The organism is Shewanella sp. 1311 (assembly GCF_059338235.1).
On sequence record NZ_CM181686.1, the window covers coordinates 4,082,237 to 4,099,179 of the forward strand.

General features: G+C 45.0%; 14 protein-coding genes and 1 other RNA gene. 10 read left to right on the forward strand and 5 right to left on the reverse strand.

The window, feature by feature from the left end:
- Window positions 1-394 precede the first annotated feature (394 nt).
- Together AC5YB3_RS18090 and AC5YB3_RS18095 are read left to right on the forward strand one after the other, a co-directional pair.
- Entirely contained in the window at window positions 395-1,963 is a 1,569-nt protein-coding gene (locus AC5YB3_RS18090) for a methyl-accepting chemotaxis protein (protein ID WP_311897938.1), read from the forward strand.
- Between the two features lie 334 nt (window positions 1,964-2,297).
- A complete protein-coding gene (locus AC5YB3_RS18095) occupies window positions 2,298-2,522 on the forward strand; it encodes a TIGR02922 family protein (RefSeq protein WP_006080825.1) in 225 nt (74 codons plus the stop codon).
- A gap of 378 nt (window positions 2,523-2,900) precedes the next feature.
- On the opposite strand, the gene AC5YB3_RS18100 is transcribed toward AC5YB3_RS18095, so the two are convergent.
- Entirely contained in the window at window positions 2,901-3,482 is a 582-nt protein-coding gene (locus AC5YB3_RS18100) for a TetR/AcrR family transcriptional regulator (protein WP_494525871.1), read from the reverse strand.
- A gap of 133 nt (window positions 3,483-3,615) precedes the next feature.
- On the opposite strand from AC5YB3_RS18100, the gene AC5YB3_RS18105 reads away from it, so the two are divergent.
- Window positions 3,616-4,683, forward strand: coding sequence for an alkene reductase (locus AC5YB3_RS18105; protein WP_012588232.1), 1,068 nt, complete (start codon window positions 3,616-3,618; stop codon window positions 4,681-4,683).
- Between the two features lie 77 nt (window positions 4,684-4,760).
- Here the strand turns inward: AC5YB3_RS18105 and AC5YB3_RS18110 are convergent, their stop codons facing one another.
- The gene (locus AC5YB3_RS18110) at window positions 4,761-7,178 is read right to left on the reverse strand and encodes a Lon protease family protein (protein ID WP_494525872.1); all 2,418 of its coding nucleotides are present in this window, start codon (window positions 7,176-7,178) and stop codon (window positions 4,761-4,763) included.
- Between the two features lie 534 nt (window positions 7,179-7,712).
- On the opposite strand from AC5YB3_RS18110, the gene AC5YB3_RS18115 reads away from it, so the two are divergent.
- From AC5YB3_RS18115 to AC5YB3_RS18125, 3 genes are all read left to right on the forward strand, one after another.
- Window positions 7,713-10,478 (forward strand): EAL domain-containing protein, encoded by a 2,766-nt coding sequence (locus tag AC5YB3_RS18115; protein WP_494525873.1) that lies wholly within the window; start codon window positions 7,713-7,715, stop codon window positions 10,476-10,478.
- A 155-nt stretch (window positions 10,479-10,633) separates the two neighbouring features.
- A complete protein-coding gene (locus AC5YB3_RS18120; RefSeq protein ID WP_494525874.1) occupies window positions 10,634-11,869 on the forward strand; it encodes a DEAD/DEAH box helicase in 1,236 nt (411 codons plus the stop codon).
- Between the two features lie 209 nt (window positions 11,870-12,078).
- Window positions 12,079-12,591, forward strand: coding sequence for a hypothetical protein (locus AC5YB3_RS18125; protein ID WP_494525875.1), 513 nt, complete (start codon window positions 12,079-12,081; stop codon window positions 12,589-12,591).
- Window positions 12,592-12,851: 260 nt separating this feature from the next.
- Here the strand turns inward: AC5YB3_RS18125 and ssrA are convergent.
- Window positions 12,852-13,207, reverse strand: a transfer-messenger RNA (tmRNA) gene (gene ssrA, locus AC5YB3_RS18130).
- Window positions 13,208-13,278: 71 nt separating this feature from the next.
- Window positions 13,279-13,770 (reverse strand): SsrA-binding protein SmpB, encoded by a 492-nt coding sequence (gene smpB / locus AC5YB3_RS18135; protein ID WP_006080832.1) that lies wholly within the window; start codon window positions 13,768-13,770, stop codon window positions 13,279-13,281.
- 278 nt (window positions 13,771-14,048) lie between these two features.
- On the opposite strand from smpB, the gene AC5YB3_RS18140 reads away from it, so the two are divergent.
- Complete coding sequence (locus AC5YB3_RS18140; RefSeq protein ID WP_006080833.1) at window positions 14,049-14,486, forward strand: SRPBCC family protein; 438 nt, start codon at window positions 14,049-14,051, stop codon at window positions 14,484-14,486.
- Window positions 14,476-14,808, forward strand: a complete 333-nt coding sequence (locus AC5YB3_RS18145; protein ID WP_006080834.1) for an RnfH family protein — start codon at window positions 14,476-14,478, stop codon at window positions 14,806-14,808. Before AC5YB3_RS18140 ends, AC5YB3_RS18145 begins: the two co-directional genes overlap by 11 nt.
- A gap of 115 nt (window positions 14,809-14,923) precedes the next feature.
- Here the strand turns inward: AC5YB3_RS18145 and AC5YB3_RS18150 are convergent, their stop codons facing one another.
- On the reverse strand, window positions 14,924-15,415 hold the full coding sequence (locus AC5YB3_RS18150; protein WP_494525876.1) for an outer membrane protein assembly factor BamE: 492 nt from the start codon (window positions 15,413-15,415) through the stop codon (window positions 14,924-14,926).
- Window positions 15,416-15,845: 430 nt separating this feature from the next.
- Between AC5YB3_RS18150 and AC5YB3_RS18155 the strand changes: the two genes are divergently transcribed.
- Window positions 15,846-16,637, forward strand: coding sequence for an SAM-dependent methyltransferase (locus tag AC5YB3_RS18155; protein WP_494525877.1), 792 nt, complete (start codon window positions 15,846-15,848; stop codon window positions 16,635-16,637).
- 59 nt (window positions 16,638-16,696) lie between these two features.
- Complete coding sequence (locus AC5YB3_RS18160) at window positions 16,697-16,912, forward strand: hypothetical protein (RefSeq protein ID WP_006085113.1); 216 nt, start codon at window positions 16,697-16,699, stop codon at window positions 16,910-16,912.
- Window positions 16,913-16,943: the final 31 nt, after the last annotated feature.

Here is a 16,943-nt window from a genome sequence, read left to right on the forward strand (position 1 = left end):
CGTTAGCTCAAAAAAATTGCGCCGATATTAGCAGTTTTCTTGGCATAAGTGCAGTCGTCCATGTGGGATTTATTACCTAGAAGGCGACGGGGTACGCATTTCAGGGCAAAGTTGGCTTTTTCAGGTGGGGTTATCTTGAGAATGGACTAAGACTAAATCACGCGAGATTAATACTAATGTCTAATGCCATACACACGTGAGACTGTTGATGATAGTTAACTGCTACTTTGTTTATCTAGCTTATTCAGAGAAATAGACTAAAACTATAAATCTTGAGCGCTATCATAGTTAGCCCTTCTTAGTCAGCTGTAATTGATAGCTGCAGAACGAGGGCGAATGATTCGACTCTTAGCCTTTCCCTTTCATTTTTACCTTGCGCAGTTACGGGAAGTATATGGAAATACAGCACAAAGTTTTAATTTTTATCAGTTTCACGCTGGTCACTCTGGGGAGTTTATTGCTTGCGGGACTGCATCTTCCGAGCATTGTGCAGGCGCTGATCTTGGGCGCAATCACCTCTGGCTTAGTGGTGTGGGTGTGTTTGCGCGCAACTAAGGCCAAGCTCGACACCGATGAGGCAAATACTAAGGCATTAAAAGATCAAAGCCTTCCTGCCCATGATATCAGTGTGCAAACCAGTAAAATTGCTATTGGTTCGGCTGAAGTGTCGCATTTTATTGATTTACTGAATAAATCCATTGAATCAAATGGCGAGCATGCTAGCGCTATTGCCGTTGCCGCGGGGCAATTGAGTCATACCACGGCCCAACTTGGCGATAATGCCGCCGATATTTTAGGTCAGGCACAAGAGGCCGAGCGCGTTAGCGTGCAGGGGCGCAGCCAAGCCCAAAAAGGTGTGGCGGCTATTCGCTCACTGAGTACGGATATTGATACCGCCGCCGAGCAAGTACAGGCGCTTAAGTCGCGAGCCGAAGAAATCCAAAAAATCACCGAAGTGATTAACTCCGTTGCCGAACAAACGAATCTGTTGGCGTTAAATGCGGCCATCGAAGCGGCTCGTGCGGGAGAGCAGGGCCGAGGTTTTGCGGTTGTCGCAGACGAAGTTCGCAGTCTTGCGGGTAAAACCGCAGGTGCGACCCAAGATATCGGCAAGATGCTATTAGAAATCCGCAGCGAAACCGATAAAACCTCTGGGCTGATGGAAAGGGTCGTAACGCAAACCGCCGATGTGGTCGCGGCTATGGGCGAGTTAGACGCGCACTTCACTGAGATTTCGGCCTCTGTGACTCAATCGGCCCATGCGTTAGGTGATATGGAAGATTCCCTCAAACAATATAACAACACCACTAACGACATTAGCCGCTCTGTGACTCAAATACGTGATTCGTTAAATTCGACGGGTAAACAGAGTCATAGCGTATCAGAGCAGGCCTTTACTCTATCCTTGACCACCGAGGGCATTTTTAAAGCGCTGTCTAAATGGGATACACAAACCTTCGATCAGCAGGTTTTGCAATTGGCCAATGTGGCCGCTAAAGCGTGCGGTGACAAGTTGGCACAAGGTTTAGCTAGCGGCAGTTTTAGCGAGGCAGATTTGTTTAATCCTAAATATCAACCTATTGCTAATACTCAGCCGCAGAAATACAGCACAGCTTTCGATCGTTATACCGATCAGCATTTTCCAACGATTCAAGAACCCATTCTGGCAAAACACAGCGAAATCATTTATGCGGGAGCCGTTGATAAAAAAGGTTATTTCCCGACCCATAATAAACGCTTTAGTCAAGCGCTGACGGGCAAAGTCGAAGTCGATATGGTGCATAATCGAACCAAACGCTTGTTTAATGATCCGACAGGTATCCGCTGCGGCGCCCATACTGAGCCTGTATTACTGCAAACCTACAAACGGGATACAGGCGAAGTGATGCACGACTTGTCTGTGCCCATTTTTGTGAATGGTAAACATTGGGGCGGATTTAGAGTGGGATTTAAGGCTAAGTAAATAATAGATAATCAAATTTAGGTTATTTGCTCTAATAAATGCATAAAAACGCACCTTGTCATGTGTTGTACTTGTGAACCGTGGTGGGTAATTGATTAACATAATAGAAATAGATTGGCATCTTTTTGCTGAAGTGCTTAAATAGCTCAAGGTGTACAGTTTGATACAGTTCTGTACGCCATAATAAGAATATTAAAGATTGAATTAGACCTTAATTAGTTGATTTAAAAATGGTTAAAATATCTTTGGGGATATTTTAAGATGTAGAGGACAGGGAGCTCTCTTGCGACGTAAATATAACGCAGCAGACGCTGCTTAATGTGAGTTAAATGTGATGCAAGCAAATCAAGCGACTGTTACTGTTTTATATTATGACGCGCCCGTAGGGTTAATTATGCACAATTCTGTGCTAGCTAATTTGCCTGTGAGTGAAGCTGGGCGTGTGATGATACCGGCAAGTTTTCGTAAGGGAAAATCGATCATTGCCGTACTTGAAGGTGAATGTAAGATACTGAACTCATTAGGCGAGCGGGTGTTTGCTCAGGCTAATATAGGTTGAAATTAGCTTATAATTTCAAAAGGTTAGAATTAAAAAATTAACATCCAATAGATTAGCATGTCAAAAAATAGTCATCCTTGGGACGCATAATCGCCTTGTTGAATTAGCGTCTCGACTTTCTCTGCAATACTTCTTTTAATCTTATTGAATAATGTACAGAACGTATTTACTGCGCTTTATCGGCTTGAATTCAAGGAGATAGTGACGCTTATCTCGACTTGAATAACACCACCTTCCATAGCATCACACCCAATAATTCGACTCTCAATAACTCGACATTCAACAATATCTGAGCGATTACCAGCCATACATCTGCATTCATTAGCCACTATCGATTTAGTCGCCCAGATATTCGCCATTGAACAAATTAAAGCGCCTTTAATGGCAGACTTCAGTTAGTAAACGATCGGCAAGATGTTGAAGGGTTTCGGCATTTGGATGGGTGTGAGCGAAGGTTCTTAAACCATAAATTCCCATCATAAAATATTGGGCTCTTTGCTCGTCGCTGCGATGACCTTCTAGCAGTCCTTGCTCGGCTGCGCTGGTAAACTGCTGCGTTAGCGCTTGCTGCCAAGATTGCAGATACTGATTGATGATATCTCTAATCTCAACATCTTGCTCAGCCACTTCATTTAATGCCTTCGTCAATAAACAAGCTTGGGCGCTATCACAACTTAGGCATTCGGCAACAATTTGATCTAAATAGGTTTTCAAGTTCGTTAGTACATTTTCGCTTTTAGCGAAAAGGCTGTTGAACTGCGCATTTCTGTCGAGTTGATATTGCTCAATGGCTGCGATTAGTAATCCGCGTTTATTGGTAAAAGCGCAGTAAATCGACCCCGGATGTAATCCCGTGGCTTGAGTTAGATCTTGCATGCTCGTTTTGGTGTAACCCTTGTGCATGAAGGCGGCCATAGCGCCGCGAAGTACCTGTTCTCGGTCGAACTCTGCATTACGCATCGAATTTAATTCACTTGTATAGAAACGCTTAGGCCGAATTCTACCTAATTTTGAACGAACATTCAAAAATTAACTTGAATGATCGTTCAAATAATAATATCTTGAATGCATATTCAAGAATGGGACTGAGAAAATGACCACACAAACCACGCCAAATTCCTTGGCAAATCTGTTCGAAACCTACTCGCTTAATGACACTATTACCTTAAACAATCGTTTCTTAATGGCGCCTTTGACCCGTTGTATGGCCGATGCCGACTTAGTGCCGACCGATGACATGGTTGCCTATTATGCACGCCGTGCCGAAGCGGGTTTGATCATCACAGAGGCGACCATTATTCGTCCCGATGCCCAAGGTTACCCAAATACCCCTGGTATTTTTACTCAAGCGCAAATTGCTGGCTGGCGCAAAGTGACTGATGCGGTACATGCCAAAGGCGGTAAGATTTTTGTGCAGTTATGGCATACGGGCCGTGTTGCACATCCACACTTTTTCGGTGGTGGCGATGTGCTTGCTGCATCAGCACAGAAGATTGAAGGCAGCGTGCCAAGAATGCGTGAGCTAACTTATGTCACGCCAAAACCAGCCACACTCGAGGATATTCAAGGCCTAGTGCGTGATTACGCCAAAGCGGCGGAAAATGCCATTGAAGCTGGCTTTGATGGTGTTGAAATCCACGGTGCAAATGGTTATTTAATTGATACTTTCTTACACCATGACAGCAATCGCCGCACCGATGAATACGGTGGCACGCCAGCCAATATGTCCCGCTTTGCGCTTGAAGTTGTCGACGCAGTAGTGGCTCGTATCGGCAAAGACAGAACCGGTCTACGGATTTCTCCAGGGGCTTATTTCAATATGGCGGCCGATAGCCGTGACCGCGAAGTGTTCGATTATTTCTTACCTGAGTTAGAGTCGCGTGATATCGCCTTTGTGCATATTGGGATTTTCGATGACAGTATGGAATTCGACTATCTTGGCGGCAGAGCTTCAAGCTATGTGCGCGCACACTATGGCAAAACCTTAGTGGGAGTGGGAAGCTACAGCGCTGAAACCGCCAGTGAAGCGATTGCAGCGAATAAGTTCGACTTGATTGCTATCGGTCGTCCATTCATTGCTAACCCTGATTATGTTGCTCGCGTGCGTGATGGCGTTGAACTCGTGCCTTATAGCGATGAAATGCTAGCAAGCTTAGTGTAATTTCACTTAATAGCTTAATAAATAAAGGGTTAGTATTGGCTAACCCTTTTTTGTTTGCCAATCCCACATCCTTTAGCTTAATCCGCTTTAACTAAGGATCTAAGTGCGGTGAGTTTTTGCTGGGCGATGCCGAAAATGCTCTCTGGAGAATATTGCCCTTGGCTAGGTGCGGCCGTTTGCGACAAACTGCCGGCGGTTTTACCAAGCAGTAACTCCATGGCTTGCGTTACATGGGTAATGGCCCAAATATGGAACTCACCTTGCGCCACTGCATCGACAATGTCTTTACGTAGCATAAGGTTAACCATGTTCGAAGCAGGAATAATCACCCCTTGATCTGACGTACGGCCTTTAATTTTGCAGACATCAAAGAAGCCTTCAATCTTCTCATTCACACCGCCAATGGGCTGAGCCTCACCAAACTGGTTCATCGAACCTGTGATGGCAATATCTTGCCTTAGTGCTTGCTCGCTAATGGCCGAGATAATGGCGCAACATTCGGCCATTGAGGCGCTATCGCCGTCCACGCCGCTGTAAGATTGCTCGAAGGTGAGGTAAGTGGTGAGCGGGATTTGCGCTGTTTTACCTAACACTGAGGCTAAATAAGCGGTTAAGATCAACACGCCCTTAGAGTGAATTCGCCCCCCTAGTTTGACTCTGTGTTCGATATCCATCACTTCACCCTTACCAAAGGCAGTGGTTGCTGTGATGCGATTGGGCATACCAAACTGATGATCTGAGGTCGAAATGACGGATAAGGCATTGATTTGTCCAACCACTTTGCCTTGAGTGCTGATCAAGGTGGTGCCGTTGGTAAAGCTCTGCATTATATTGTCATGCAGACGCGAGACTCTTTGTTCTTGATTTCGCAGTGCTTGCTCAACGTGCGGCACTAAAATTTGCTGACTGCCTGCCGATTTAGCGCAGTAGTTTGATTCCCGCAGCAGGTTGGCAATATTGGCCGAGTGTAGCGACAGTTTTTGCTGATCTTCGGCTTCCCGCGAGCTGTATTCGATGATGCGCGCTATGGCGGCGCGATCGCAGTGCAGCATGTTGTTGTCGTGGACTATGCTCGAAATAAAGCGGGCATAGTGCGCCTCTGAGGTCGCGGTTCTGTCCATCACATCTTCAAAATCGGCGGTAACGCGAAATAGCTCGCTAAAGTCAGGATCATAGTGCTGAAGCAGCTGATAGGTTTCATGATCGCCAAAAAGAATAATTTTCACATCTAATGGGATAGGCTCGGGCGCCAAGGAAATCGTACCCGATAGAGACACTTCCCGTTCGAGTGAGCTTAAATCCAGTTTGCGTGAACGCAGGGCGCGCTTTAGTCCGTCCCACACATAAGGGCGCTCTAATACTTTAACGGCATCCATCAATAACACGCCGCCATTCGCCTTGTGCAGGCTGCCGGGACGGATAAGCGAGAAGTCGGTGAACACTGTGCCTCTAAATGTGGCGTTCTCCACATAGCCAAATAGGCTGTGATAACTCGGGCTTTCTTCGACGACTATGGGGAATTTTTGAGTGCCTTGGCCGACCAAAACGTTAACTTGGTAGCGACGGGGCATTTTCTTTTCTAGGGAAGCGTAGGCTAGGCCCAATTGTTCTTCGCTTTCTTCTAAGAAAATATCCAGATTATCTAAGATATCCGCCTGCATACCGGTTAAGAAAGTGCGCGCTTCTGGCTGGTGCTTGAACTTATCTTTAAGTGGCTTAATAAAATGGATTAACACTTCTTTGGCGACTTGCTCGTCATGCTCTTGCTGCTTGTCGCTAAATTCTTCTTCCCATTCTGTGATTTGGCGAATAATACCGCGCAGTTTCACTTCTAGACCGTTGATATTGCTTTCAAATTGGCTGCGTTCAGCATCGGTCAAGGCTTCGAATGAGGCTTCGTCGTGGGGCTCCTCACCATTGAGGGCTAACATTTGATAGTCGCCCTGCATAGTCAAGCTGAGGCTGATGCCTTTTTGTTTTGCTTCTTCGGTTAATTCTGTGAGTGCGACTTCTTGTTTCTGTGATAGCTGGCTTTTGAGCTTTTCGGTGCGGGCATAATACATTTCATTATCAAAGGCTAAAGGCATAGCTTTGACAAGTTTTAGCATTAATTTTTCGACGGCTTTTTTAAATTCAAGCCCAGTCCCCGCGCTCAGTTTGAGCACTTTAGGGCAACGGGTATCATCGAAATTAACCACGTAACACCAGTCGTACAGCGTATGATCGCTTGGCTCGTGACGGCTTAAATAGCGCAGCATCATAGTGCGTTTGCCAAGGCCGTTCTGGCCGATGGCGTAGATGTTATAACCCTTTTCTTTAATCCCCATCGCAAACTCTACCGCTTGCTGGGCACGTTCTTGGCCGACAATATCATCAAGTGGAGTGAGCTCGGCTGTGGACTGGCAATCTGTGCTTAATTGGTCGAGTTCGCAAATGCGATACAGTTGTTTACTGTCGAGTAGGGTGGCTTGGCTTGATACGACGTCAGTGGGCATAAATATCCTTGGTTTTTCAGCCTTATTATTTCCATTGTAGACAATAAGATAGCATTTTTGTCAATCAAAACTCTGTTATTGCTGATTTATGTCTTTAGGGAGAGTTATCTGCTGCTCACAAAGTGCTTTAGCACTGCGGTAAGGCTTAATCGGTTAAGTCTAACTAATTGTTACGCAATAAACTTATCCCAATACTGACTCGAAAATTTTGTGCTAAAGTAGCAAAGGCTATGTCAGCAGTGCTTAACTGTGTAAGGACACGTTGAGTCGGCTAGAAAGAGTCGGCTAGAAACATCCCTCTAACCTTGATGGTTTGACCTCTCCAGCCTTAAAAGGTGGCTATGATGAGGACGGTTTGAGATTTAAGACTAGCGCCAACGGATATGTAGTGGATTGATGTTAAACGTAAAATTTTATGAAGTTTTACCCCTTGGTTAACGCTTTCCCTCTGGGGCTAATGTGAGCATGCGTTTGGGGTCTTACGGTATTCTCGCCGTGGGTCGATTGAGTAGTAACTAAGTATTAGTTGGCAAGATGATGATAGATGTACCTATTTCGCAGCAAGAGCTGGATAACTGGTTGAGGGACGTAAACTTAGTCGCCGAGATATCAAACAGTAAAGCAATATTAATAGCATGGAATGCTGCGGGTGAACTTAGCAGCATGTTAAGTTCAGATTCTGCGGCTGAAAGCGAAATACAGGCAATACTCTGTCAATTAAGCGGTAATCATTCGGCGAAAACCCTGCCTAATTCAACATTATCAGCGGCGACATCATCAATAGCTACACAGTCAAAAGCTGTTCCTTCAACAGCCACGCTATCAAAAACGACGACATCAGAACTCACTTCCAATCCGTCCGATACGTTTGAAACATCCGTTGATGCCCAATTAGCCCAAGAACAGTTGGTCAGCCCAACCGAGCCGATTTCGGTATTGCCGCGATTAGGCCACCATCAAATCATCTCGTTATTATCTGTGTCAGAGTTAACTGAGCTGGTCAGTCAGTCCCAATTGATCATAGATACTCGGCAGCACTCAGATTGGCGCACTTGTAGCGCAATCGGCAGCGTGATTTGTTTATCCCTCGCTTGGCCATCAGGGGCAAATTTTGGCTTTTTATGTTTTTATCACAACGAGGCGCTCGGCGTAGATTCGAAAACGCTGCAGCTTGCAAAGCTTATCAGCTATAGCATTCAACGCCAGTTAGGCGAGATATTGAGCCAACACAGTGCGGCTCAAACATTAAGCCGAGGTGCGCCTACGTGTGTCGATACGGTCGATTTACAAACCTTTATCGATAGTTTTGAAGAACATATTTGGATGAAAAATGCCGCTGGCATTTACACACTCTGTAATCGCAGCGTCGAGAAAGCATGGGAAATGCCCCGCAGTGAGATTGTCGGTAAATCCGATGTCGAACTCTTTGGTGCGGAAATTGCGAATATTTTTCTAGAGGGGGATAGGCTCGCTATCGAGTCTGGCATGCCTATTATTGTCGCTGAGTGTTTAGACGGCAATGAAGCTAAAAATCATCTTTGGTTAGAAACGCTCAAACTCCCAACCTTAAATCCCCAAGGTGAGTTTGTGGGCGTTATCGGTATGACTCGCAATATTTCCAAGCATAAAGCGGTTGAAGAGCAGCTAACATTGGCGACCAATGTGTTTAAAAACTCGGTCGAAGGTGTGGTTGTGACCGACAGGCACGGCAATATTACCGACGTTAACGGCGCCTTTTTTGAGATCACAGGTTATGTAAGGGATGAGCTGATCGGTCAGAATCCACGGATTTTTAGCTCGGGTCGCCATGATAAAGCATTCTTCGACAAACTGTGGAATGCCTTGTTGGCAAACGGTAAGTGGAATGGTGAAATCTGGAATCGGCGTAAAAATGGCACTATTTTCCCGCAAAATATCACCATAAGTACGATTTATGACGAAGTCGGTGATGTGCGTTATTTTGTCGCTGTGTTTGCCGATATTTCTGCCCAAAAAGAGAATGAAGCGCAGCTTACGCACTTAGCGTATTTCGACCCGCTAACGCATTTGCCTAATCGCATGAAGTTTATGATGCAGCTCAAACAAGAAGTTCGGCAAGCTAAGCGGCTGAATTTGCAGTTAGCGACTGTGATGATAGATGTCGATTTGTTTAAGCATATCAATGACAGTTTTGGCCATAGCATAGGTGATGAAATGCTGGTCGAGCTTGCCAAGCGTTTACGTAGCCAAGTAGGCGATCAAGATGTGTTATCACGTATTGGTGGCGATGAGTTTGTGGCGTTAATTTCGGGGATTGATAATAGCGAAGATGCCACGGTTGCCATTCATCAATTGCGGCAAGTGTTTGAACAACCGTTTATTGTGAGCACAGGCGACCACTTGCGTTTGACCGCGAGCATGGGCGTGTCTTTGTATCCAAGTGATGGAACCGATGCTGACACTTTACTGCGTAACGCCGATGCGGCCATGTATCGCGCTAAAAATGATGGCCGCAATAATTACGCTTTTTATACTGAGTCCTTAACGCAGCAATCTTTTGAACATCTTAAGCTGCAAAGTGCCCTCTATGGCGCGATTGAGCAAAATGCTTTGTACTTGATGTATCAGCCAAAACTCGACTTAGTGACTCGAAAAACCGTGGGATTTGAAGCGCTGTTGCGTTGGCACGATCCTCAACTGGGTTTAATTTCGCCCGCGGTATTTATACCTGTGGCGGAAAAAATTGGTCTTATCCATGAGATTGGTTTATGGGTGTTAGAAACCGCCTGTCGTCAGGGCATGCGTTGGCTTAGTGAAGGCAAACACTTTGGCCGCATTGCGGTGAACGTGGCCGGACAGCAGTTACAGCGTAGCTCCTTTGTGGATGATGTAAAACGTGTCTTAGCTGAAACGGGCTTGCCCGCCAAACACTTAGAGCTTGAAGTGACCGAAAGTGTGATGATGCAAAATCCCGATCTTGCTATCCGTGACTTAAAGTTACTTGGCGATCTGGGCATAGAATTATCGGTCGATGACTTTGGCACCGGTTATTCATCGCTGAATTATTTGAAAAAACTACCCATCCATAAGCTGAAGATTGATCAATCCTTCGTGCGGGATATTCCCTTCGACACTAACAATACCGCGATTGCTAAAGCTGTGATTGCGCTTGGACATGCGTTGAAGCTCGACATTATCGCCGAAGGAGTGGAAACCAAAGAACAAGCCGATTTTCTGCAACAAAATCAGTGCGATCAAGCCCAAGGTTATCTCTTTAGTCGTCCGCAACTACCAGAAGATCTCGACGCATTTCTATCGTGATGCTGGCGTATTGCGAGACTGACTTATGGTAAGGCTAACTATCCTGAAATTGATTTAGTTTCACCCGATAGAACCACAGGGCTAGCGCTATGGCGCTAGTCGCTTGGGGTTGTGTCTGCTAAAATTCTGGCCATTATTTTCAGTGGTTAACCGCAATGTCTTTTAGTGTCTTATCCTTAAACTCCACATTAGTGAATACCTTAGCGAGTCTTGGCTATGAGTCGCCAACGCCCATCCAGCTAGAAGCGATCCCTGCCATCTTGGCTAAACGGGATGTGATGGCTGGCGCCCAAACGGGTACAGGCAAAACCGCGGCGTTCGCCTTGCCAATCTTGCATCATTTGTTGGCACTCAGCCCTTTGCAAGAGTTAACGGCGGTGAGACCTGTACGTGCATTAGTCTTAGTGCCGACACGTGAGCTGGCAGTGCAGGTACAACAGAGTTTTGTTAAGTACGCTAAAGGGACAGATATCCGTGTCGGTATCGCCTACGGCGGCGTGAGTATCGATGCGCAGGTTGCCGTGTTTAATGCAGGGATAGATGTGTTAATTGCTACGCCGGGCCGTTTACTCGACCACCTCAGACAAGGCGCATTGAGTCTTAAACAATTGAGCGTGCTTGTGTTTGATGAAGCCGATCGTATGCTCGACATGGGCTTTATGGATGAAATTCAAGCCGTGCTCAAGCAAGTGCCGAGTGACAGACAAACGCTGTTATTTTCTGCCACCTTAGATGCCGCCATCTTTAGCTTAAGTAAAACCTTACTGCGCGATCCCAAGTTGATTGAAGTAGCCAAGCGCAACACGACCGCTGCCGAAATTGAGCAAGTGGTTTATGCCGTCGATGCCGACCGTAAAACCGAACTCGTCAGCTATCTGGTACGCAGTAAAAACTGGCATCAAGTGCTGATTTTTAGCCGCACTAAGCAAGGCGTCGACAAACTGGTTCAGCAACTCAATAAAGCCGATATTATTACTCAGGCGTTTCACGGTGACTTGTCCCAAGGTGCGCGCGAGAAAGTCTTGCAGGAATTTAAACAAGGCAAAATTCAAGTGCTGGTAGCCACGGATGTCGCTGCCCGAGGCCTAGATATCGTCGAGCTCAAGTACGTGATTAATTTTGAGCTGCCTTTTATCGCCGAAGATTATATTCATCGTATTGGCCGCACAGGTCGAGCGGGCAGTGCAGGGCTTGCCATCACCCTTTTTAGCCAAGAGGATGCTCTATTACTGGAAGAAGTCGAAGTCGTATTGGACAAGCGTTTACCACAACAATGGTTACCCGGCTTTGAACCCGACTTTAATAAAATGGACACCGAACCAAGGCGTAACGGCAAAGCGGCCCAAAAACAACGTGCCAAAAAGCGCGCTTTGGGCGGTAAGAAGCGTTAATTTTTTATAGGAGTTTGTGTAGCGGTGTAAAGTTAATCATGTTTATCGTTTCACCGTCAGGTAGCGTTTTAGCATGTAGAAATAAATCTTTTATATTTATATTAAGTCTTTATTTTAAAGGCACTTAATATGATCTGCTCTTTCTATTTTTAGTATGGTTTGACCTTTTAGTATGGTTTGACCTTTTTTAATTGTTTTTTGGGTGTTATATGAAGAGATTGATGTTGTTTTTTGTTTTTATCTTGTCTATTCCTTCCGTGATCATCGCTGCATTTGTCTTTGAGGATATAGGAGGACATATTTTATTCTCTTGGTTCTCATTCATCCTTGGTCTCATCGGGATTGGTGGAATATTGAGATTTAGAGAAGATCAATTTTTAACATACGATATCGTTGAAGGGACTATTATTTCACTGGATGAAAATACCAGATACAGCCCAGATCATGAGTACTTCAAGTACCAACAAGTTTTCATTAATCCGGTTGTAGAGTATTTTTGGCAAGGAAAGCGTTATACAAGAGGAACTCTGATTAATTATGACGAACAAGCTTACACTCGGTTTGGACCTCAAATCGGTGACAAGATCAGTTTATGTGTTCCAATCAATTGCCCTGAAGAAGCCATTGAAAACAAATTCCTATCTAGATATATACATTTAATCATTGGTTTAATTTCTATTTCGATTTCAATCGCACTTGCTGTATTACTATTCTCGTACTGATTTTTGCCGTTTTTTATAGGGTTTAGTTGTTATCTTGTATAGGCGGAGCCAATCGTTAGCAGCAATGCGTATGTCTTAGGTGGTCAAGTCCAAGCTGGTGATCTGAGTTATATATCTCATTCTCAAACTACCCAAGCTAGAAAATCTCAAACCATCCGAGCTAGCAAAGCTTAATTGTGAAAATAAAATCTCAAACCGCGTTCCATGAGCAGAGCAAACAAAAAGGGCTTAACCTTGCGGTTAAGCCCTTCTGGTAAAATTGGTGGAGGCGGCGGGACTTGAACCCGCGTCCAGAACACCTACATCCAAGGCGCTACATGCTTAGTCTCTCTTTTAATTAACCCGAATAAACTCCGAAAGACAGGATTTCATCGGGCGAGTCCGGTACTATTTCGCGGTTCACCCCCGGACGGAGTTCCCTCGCTATCAAATGTAGGATGACCATCTGTATACACTGCCCATTTGAGAGACCTGTGTCAGATGGCTAGCTAGCCTAAGCTGCTAGAGAGTAGTTAGAGTCGTTTGCAACTATAACGGTGCGGCTTTTTACGAGGCCAACCGCCCCTCGGCATGCTCCCAGGGTTTCGTGAATCCTGTCGAATCCAGAATCGCCCCCAAGAATTTGATTGTAACCCGTAGCACAATGATCACCTAGCATCATTTGCTTCAAGTTCAATCGTTTGTTCATTATCCGTGCGTTTTTTCTTTTTTCATCACGCGGGCTTTTTCAACTTCCCATTCACGCGCTTTAGTATCTTCGCGCTTATCGTGATCTTTCTTGCCTTTACCTAAGCCAATCTCCACTTTCACCCATGCACCTTTACGCCAGTACATAGAAATAGGAATGATGGAGTAGCCTTGGCGCTCGACTAAGCCAGCCAGTTTATCGAGCTCTTTACGGCTGAGTAGCAGCTTTTTCAAGCGCAGGGGATCGCAGACAACGTGTGTCGATGCCGTATTCAAGGGAATAATGGTGCAGCCATGCATAAAGGCTTCGCCATTTTTCAGGAATACGTAACAGTCGGACAAGTTGACCTTACCCATACGGATAGATTTAACTTCCCATCCCATTAGGGATAGGCCGGCTTCCATTTTCTCTTCGAAACGGTATTCGAAGGTTGCGCGCTTATTACGTGCGATAGTCGCAGGCGCGGCTTTGCTTGAATTTTTCTTTACCATAGTGGCGCCATTATACGCACGGTGATTCAATTTGGTATTGATATAAGGCTTTATTTAGTTAATTTCAAGCCTCTATCGTGTTGTTGCTTGTTTTTTGAACGCCATTAAGGGGTTGAGTATCAGCTTAAGTGCACAAGGGGTGCGTTTTTTACGTATCGTGATAAAATCCGTGCAAATTTTGATTGCTTGCCTAAGTTGTTCATCGCATGTGCGTTCTTTTCGTGCGTTTGAGTTTGCTAAGGTCGCTGTGAAGTCGTTAGTTAAGAGTGCTAAGTCCTATGCCGCAAATTTCTCGAAGTGTGTTAGTCCGTTTTAGTGCGATGCAAATGTATGACTTAGTAAATGATGTCGAGTCGTATAAGGAATTTTTACCCGGTTGTGTGGGTGGCAAAGTCTTAGAATTTGATGGTAAGACTATGCTGGCATCTGTGGATGTGAGTAAAGCGGGGATCCGTAAGACATTTACGACTCGCAACCAAGTGGTTCCCGGGAAGAGTATTGATTTAACATTGGAAAATGGGCCCTTTAAGCATTTATTGGGGCAGTGGCGTTTTACTGAGCTGACTGAAGAAGCTTGCAAGGTAGAATTCGAACTGAGTTTTGAGTTTTCAAACTCGTTAGCCGATATGGCCTTTGGTAAAGTGTTTAATGATCTTATGGTATCAATGGTGACGGCGTTTACGAGTCGCGCTAAGGTGATTTACAGTGACAAATGAGACAGATAAGTTTGTAGTTGATGTGGTTTACGCCTTGCCTACTCAGCAAAAAGTAATTTCGGTGAATGTGAATCCCGGCACGTCGGCGATTGAGGTAGTGCGTTTAAGTAACATAGTGAGCTTTTTCCCTGAGATCGATTTAGACACGGTCAAGCTCGGTGTGTTTAGTAATGTGGTTAAACATGACCAAGTGATTTTACCGGGCCAAAGGGTCGAGATTTACCGTCCTTTGATTGCCGATCCTAAGGATGTTCGCCGCCGCCGCGCAGATAAAGCCAAAGATGAAGGCCGCGCGAATAAAGTCACTGGCGGACGGGCTTAATACGGTTGGTATAACTACTTGACGTCAGTTTGACATCATTACTCAATGAAAAAGCGCCCTTGGGCGCTTTTTTGTATTTCATCGACTGAGAAGAGCATAAGCAAAGTTTAGGATATTACTTAATTGGTTTTTGAACTTGCGCTTCTGTTTGGTTTTCTTTTACTAAAGGTTTGGCATCTGGACGCTGTGCAGGAATTTGTGGCACTAGCTCAGTTTTATTACCCGTAGGTAAACTGCTCTGCTCGAGCGGCGTATCAAATTCTTTGCTTAGCTCATAATCGCCATTCACTGCGGTGAGTTTATCACCCGTAAAGTGCAAAATGAGTTCTTTATGCGTAATGCTGGCATCGCGTCCATTCTTGTAGTGATAGACGTAGTACCAAGTATCGTCGGCGAAACTATCACGTAATACCGGACGGCCGAGAATGTATTCGGCTTGTTCTTTGGTCATGTCAATGCGCAACTTTTCAACTTGTTGCGGTTCCATGTAGTTACCCTGTGGGATGTCGGGCTTATAAATCAACCAATCGAACACACTACAAGCACTGAGCGAAACAGAGAGCGCCACAGCGCTCAGCAGGGTAAGACTTTGCTTTTTATTGATCATTGTATGCGCTACTTCTGAAAATCTGGCGGCCATAATACCCAAGCATTCCCCCTCATGACAAGGGCAATCGGGCTTTGCTGCCGTCATAGATCGAATTGTGTGACTTTTCGACCCGCGATGTTGGCTTTAGTTCTCAATCTGTAAGGATATTTATTACTGTAAGTCTCGTGGCTGCTGTGGGTGTGATTTTTCAGCCTCTGAACCGTACTGGTTTACTGCTTACAGGATTGAAAAAATGGAAATGGGAGTTCGATTTCTTCTTTAAAGCCAAGCAATTAGTCAGTAAGTCGATAAACAGTTTATGTGGCGATAACCATAGTAATCTTGCTTAAATCAGATTAAAGTTACCGATATGTTTTTATTGTGTTCTTGCGCTGTAGCTTTAGTTATGGGTTTGCAGTGTTTGAAATAAAATATTGGGATAGATGCTTTGGGTTCTTTAGTTTGCGTAGGCACGGGTTTACAGCTGGCCGGACAAATCAGTGTGATGAGTCGCAGTTATATTGAGCACGCCGATGTTGTGTTTTCACTCCTGCCAGATGGTTTTTCGCAGCGTTGGATCCAGACAATTAATTCTAATGTCATTAATTTACAGCCGTTTTATGCTCAAGATGGCGAAGTGAAAAATCGCCGTGAGACCTATGAGCAGATGGTGAGTGCGATTTTGGACGCCGTGAGAGCCGGAAAAAAAACAGTTTGTGCGCTTTATGGTCACCCCGGTGTGTTTGCTTGCGTGTCCCACTTAGCGATTAAGCAGGCGAGGGCTGAAGGATTTGCTGCAAAGATGGAGCCTGGGATATCGGCCGAGGCGTGTTTATGGGCAGATTTAGGTATAGACCCAGGTAATTCAGGACACCAAAGTTTTGAAGCCAGCCAGTTTATGTTCTTTAATCATGTGCCCGATCCGACAACTCATTTGTTGTTATGGCAAATTGCTATTGCTGGCGAACATACCTTAACTCAGTTCAATACTACGAGTGATAGGCTGCAGATTTTGGTTGAACAACTGCATCAATGGTATCCACTGGATCATCAAGTGGTGATCTACGAGGCTGCTAATTTACCGATTCAAGCTCCTAGAATTGAGTATTTGCCGTTGAGTAAGCTGCCCGAGGCAAACTTGTCTCCCATCAGTACGTTACTGATCCCGCAAGCAAAAAAACTCGAATACAACTATGCTATTTTAACCAAATTAGGTATTAGGCCTGAAGATTTAGGCTAATTGCGAGAGTCGTACTTCTGAGTTGAATTCGGAAGTCATCATTAAAATAAGGAAAAAGTATGCCTGCATTATCCGATTTTTTTACTCAGTTAGGCCAAAATGCACAGTTGATGCAATCGTATCAACAGGACCCTGAGGCCGTAATGCGTGCCCATGGGTTAACTGATGAAGAAATTGCAGCCGTCATGTCGGGAGACATGGAAAAACTGAAAAGCTTGAGTGGGGATGATGATTGTAAAGCCTACTTAGTTATTTCCCATGGTAATGGTGAGTAATTGAAACTCCTGCGCGCTTTTTTGTGGTTAT

What these genes read in the sequence shown, in the direction of transcription:
- AC5YB3_RS18090 (WP_311897938.1), top strand. Translation starts at nt 395, where the DNA reads ATGGAAATACAGCACAAAGTTTTAATTTTTATCAGTTTCACGCTGGTC.
- AC5YB3_RS18095 (WP_006080825.1), top strand. Translation starts at nt 2,298, where the DNA reads ATGCAAGCAAATCAAGCGACTGTTACTGTTTTATATTATGACGCGCCC.
- AC5YB3_RS18100 (WP_494525871.1), bottom strand. Translation starts at nt 3,482, where the DNA reads ATGCGTAATGCAGAGTTCGACCGAGAACAGGTACTTCGCGGCGCTATG.
- AC5YB3_RS18105 (WP_012588232.1), top strand. Translation starts at nt 3,616, where the DNA reads ATGACCACACAAACCACGCCAAATTCCTTGGCAAATCTGTTCGAAACC.
- AC5YB3_RS18110 (WP_494525872.1), bottom strand. Translation starts at nt 7,178, where the DNA reads ATGCCCACTGACGTCGTATCAAGCCAAGCCACCCTACTCGACAGTAAA.
- AC5YB3_RS18115 (WP_494525873.1), top strand. Translation starts at nt 7,713, where the DNA reads ATGATGATAGATGTACCTATTTCGCAGCAAGAGCTGGATAACTGGTTG.
- AC5YB3_RS18120 (WP_494525874.1), top strand. Translation starts at nt 10,634, where the DNA reads ATGTCTTTTAGTGTCTTATCCTTAAACTCCACATTAGTGAATACCTTA.
- AC5YB3_RS18125 (WP_494525875.1), top strand. Translation starts at nt 12,079, where the DNA reads ATGAAGAGATTGATGTTGTTTTTTGTTTTTATCTTGTCTATTCCTTCC.
- smpB (WP_006080832.1), bottom strand. Translation starts at nt 13,770, where the DNA reads ATGGTAAAGAAAAATTCAAGCAAAGCCGCGCCTGCGACTATCGCACGT.
- AC5YB3_RS18140 (WP_006080833.1), top strand. Translation starts at nt 14,049, where the DNA reads ATGCCGCAAATTTCTCGAAGTGTGTTAGTCCGTTTTAGTGCGATGCAA.
- AC5YB3_RS18150 (WP_494525876.1), bottom strand. Translation starts at nt 15,415, where the DNA reads ATGATCAATAAAAAGCAAAGTCTTACCCTGCTGAGCGCTGTGGCGCTC.
- AC5YB3_RS18160 (WP_006085113.1), top strand. Translation starts at nt 16,697, where the DNA reads ATGCCTGCATTATCCGATTTTTTTACTCAGTTAGGCCAAAATGCACAG.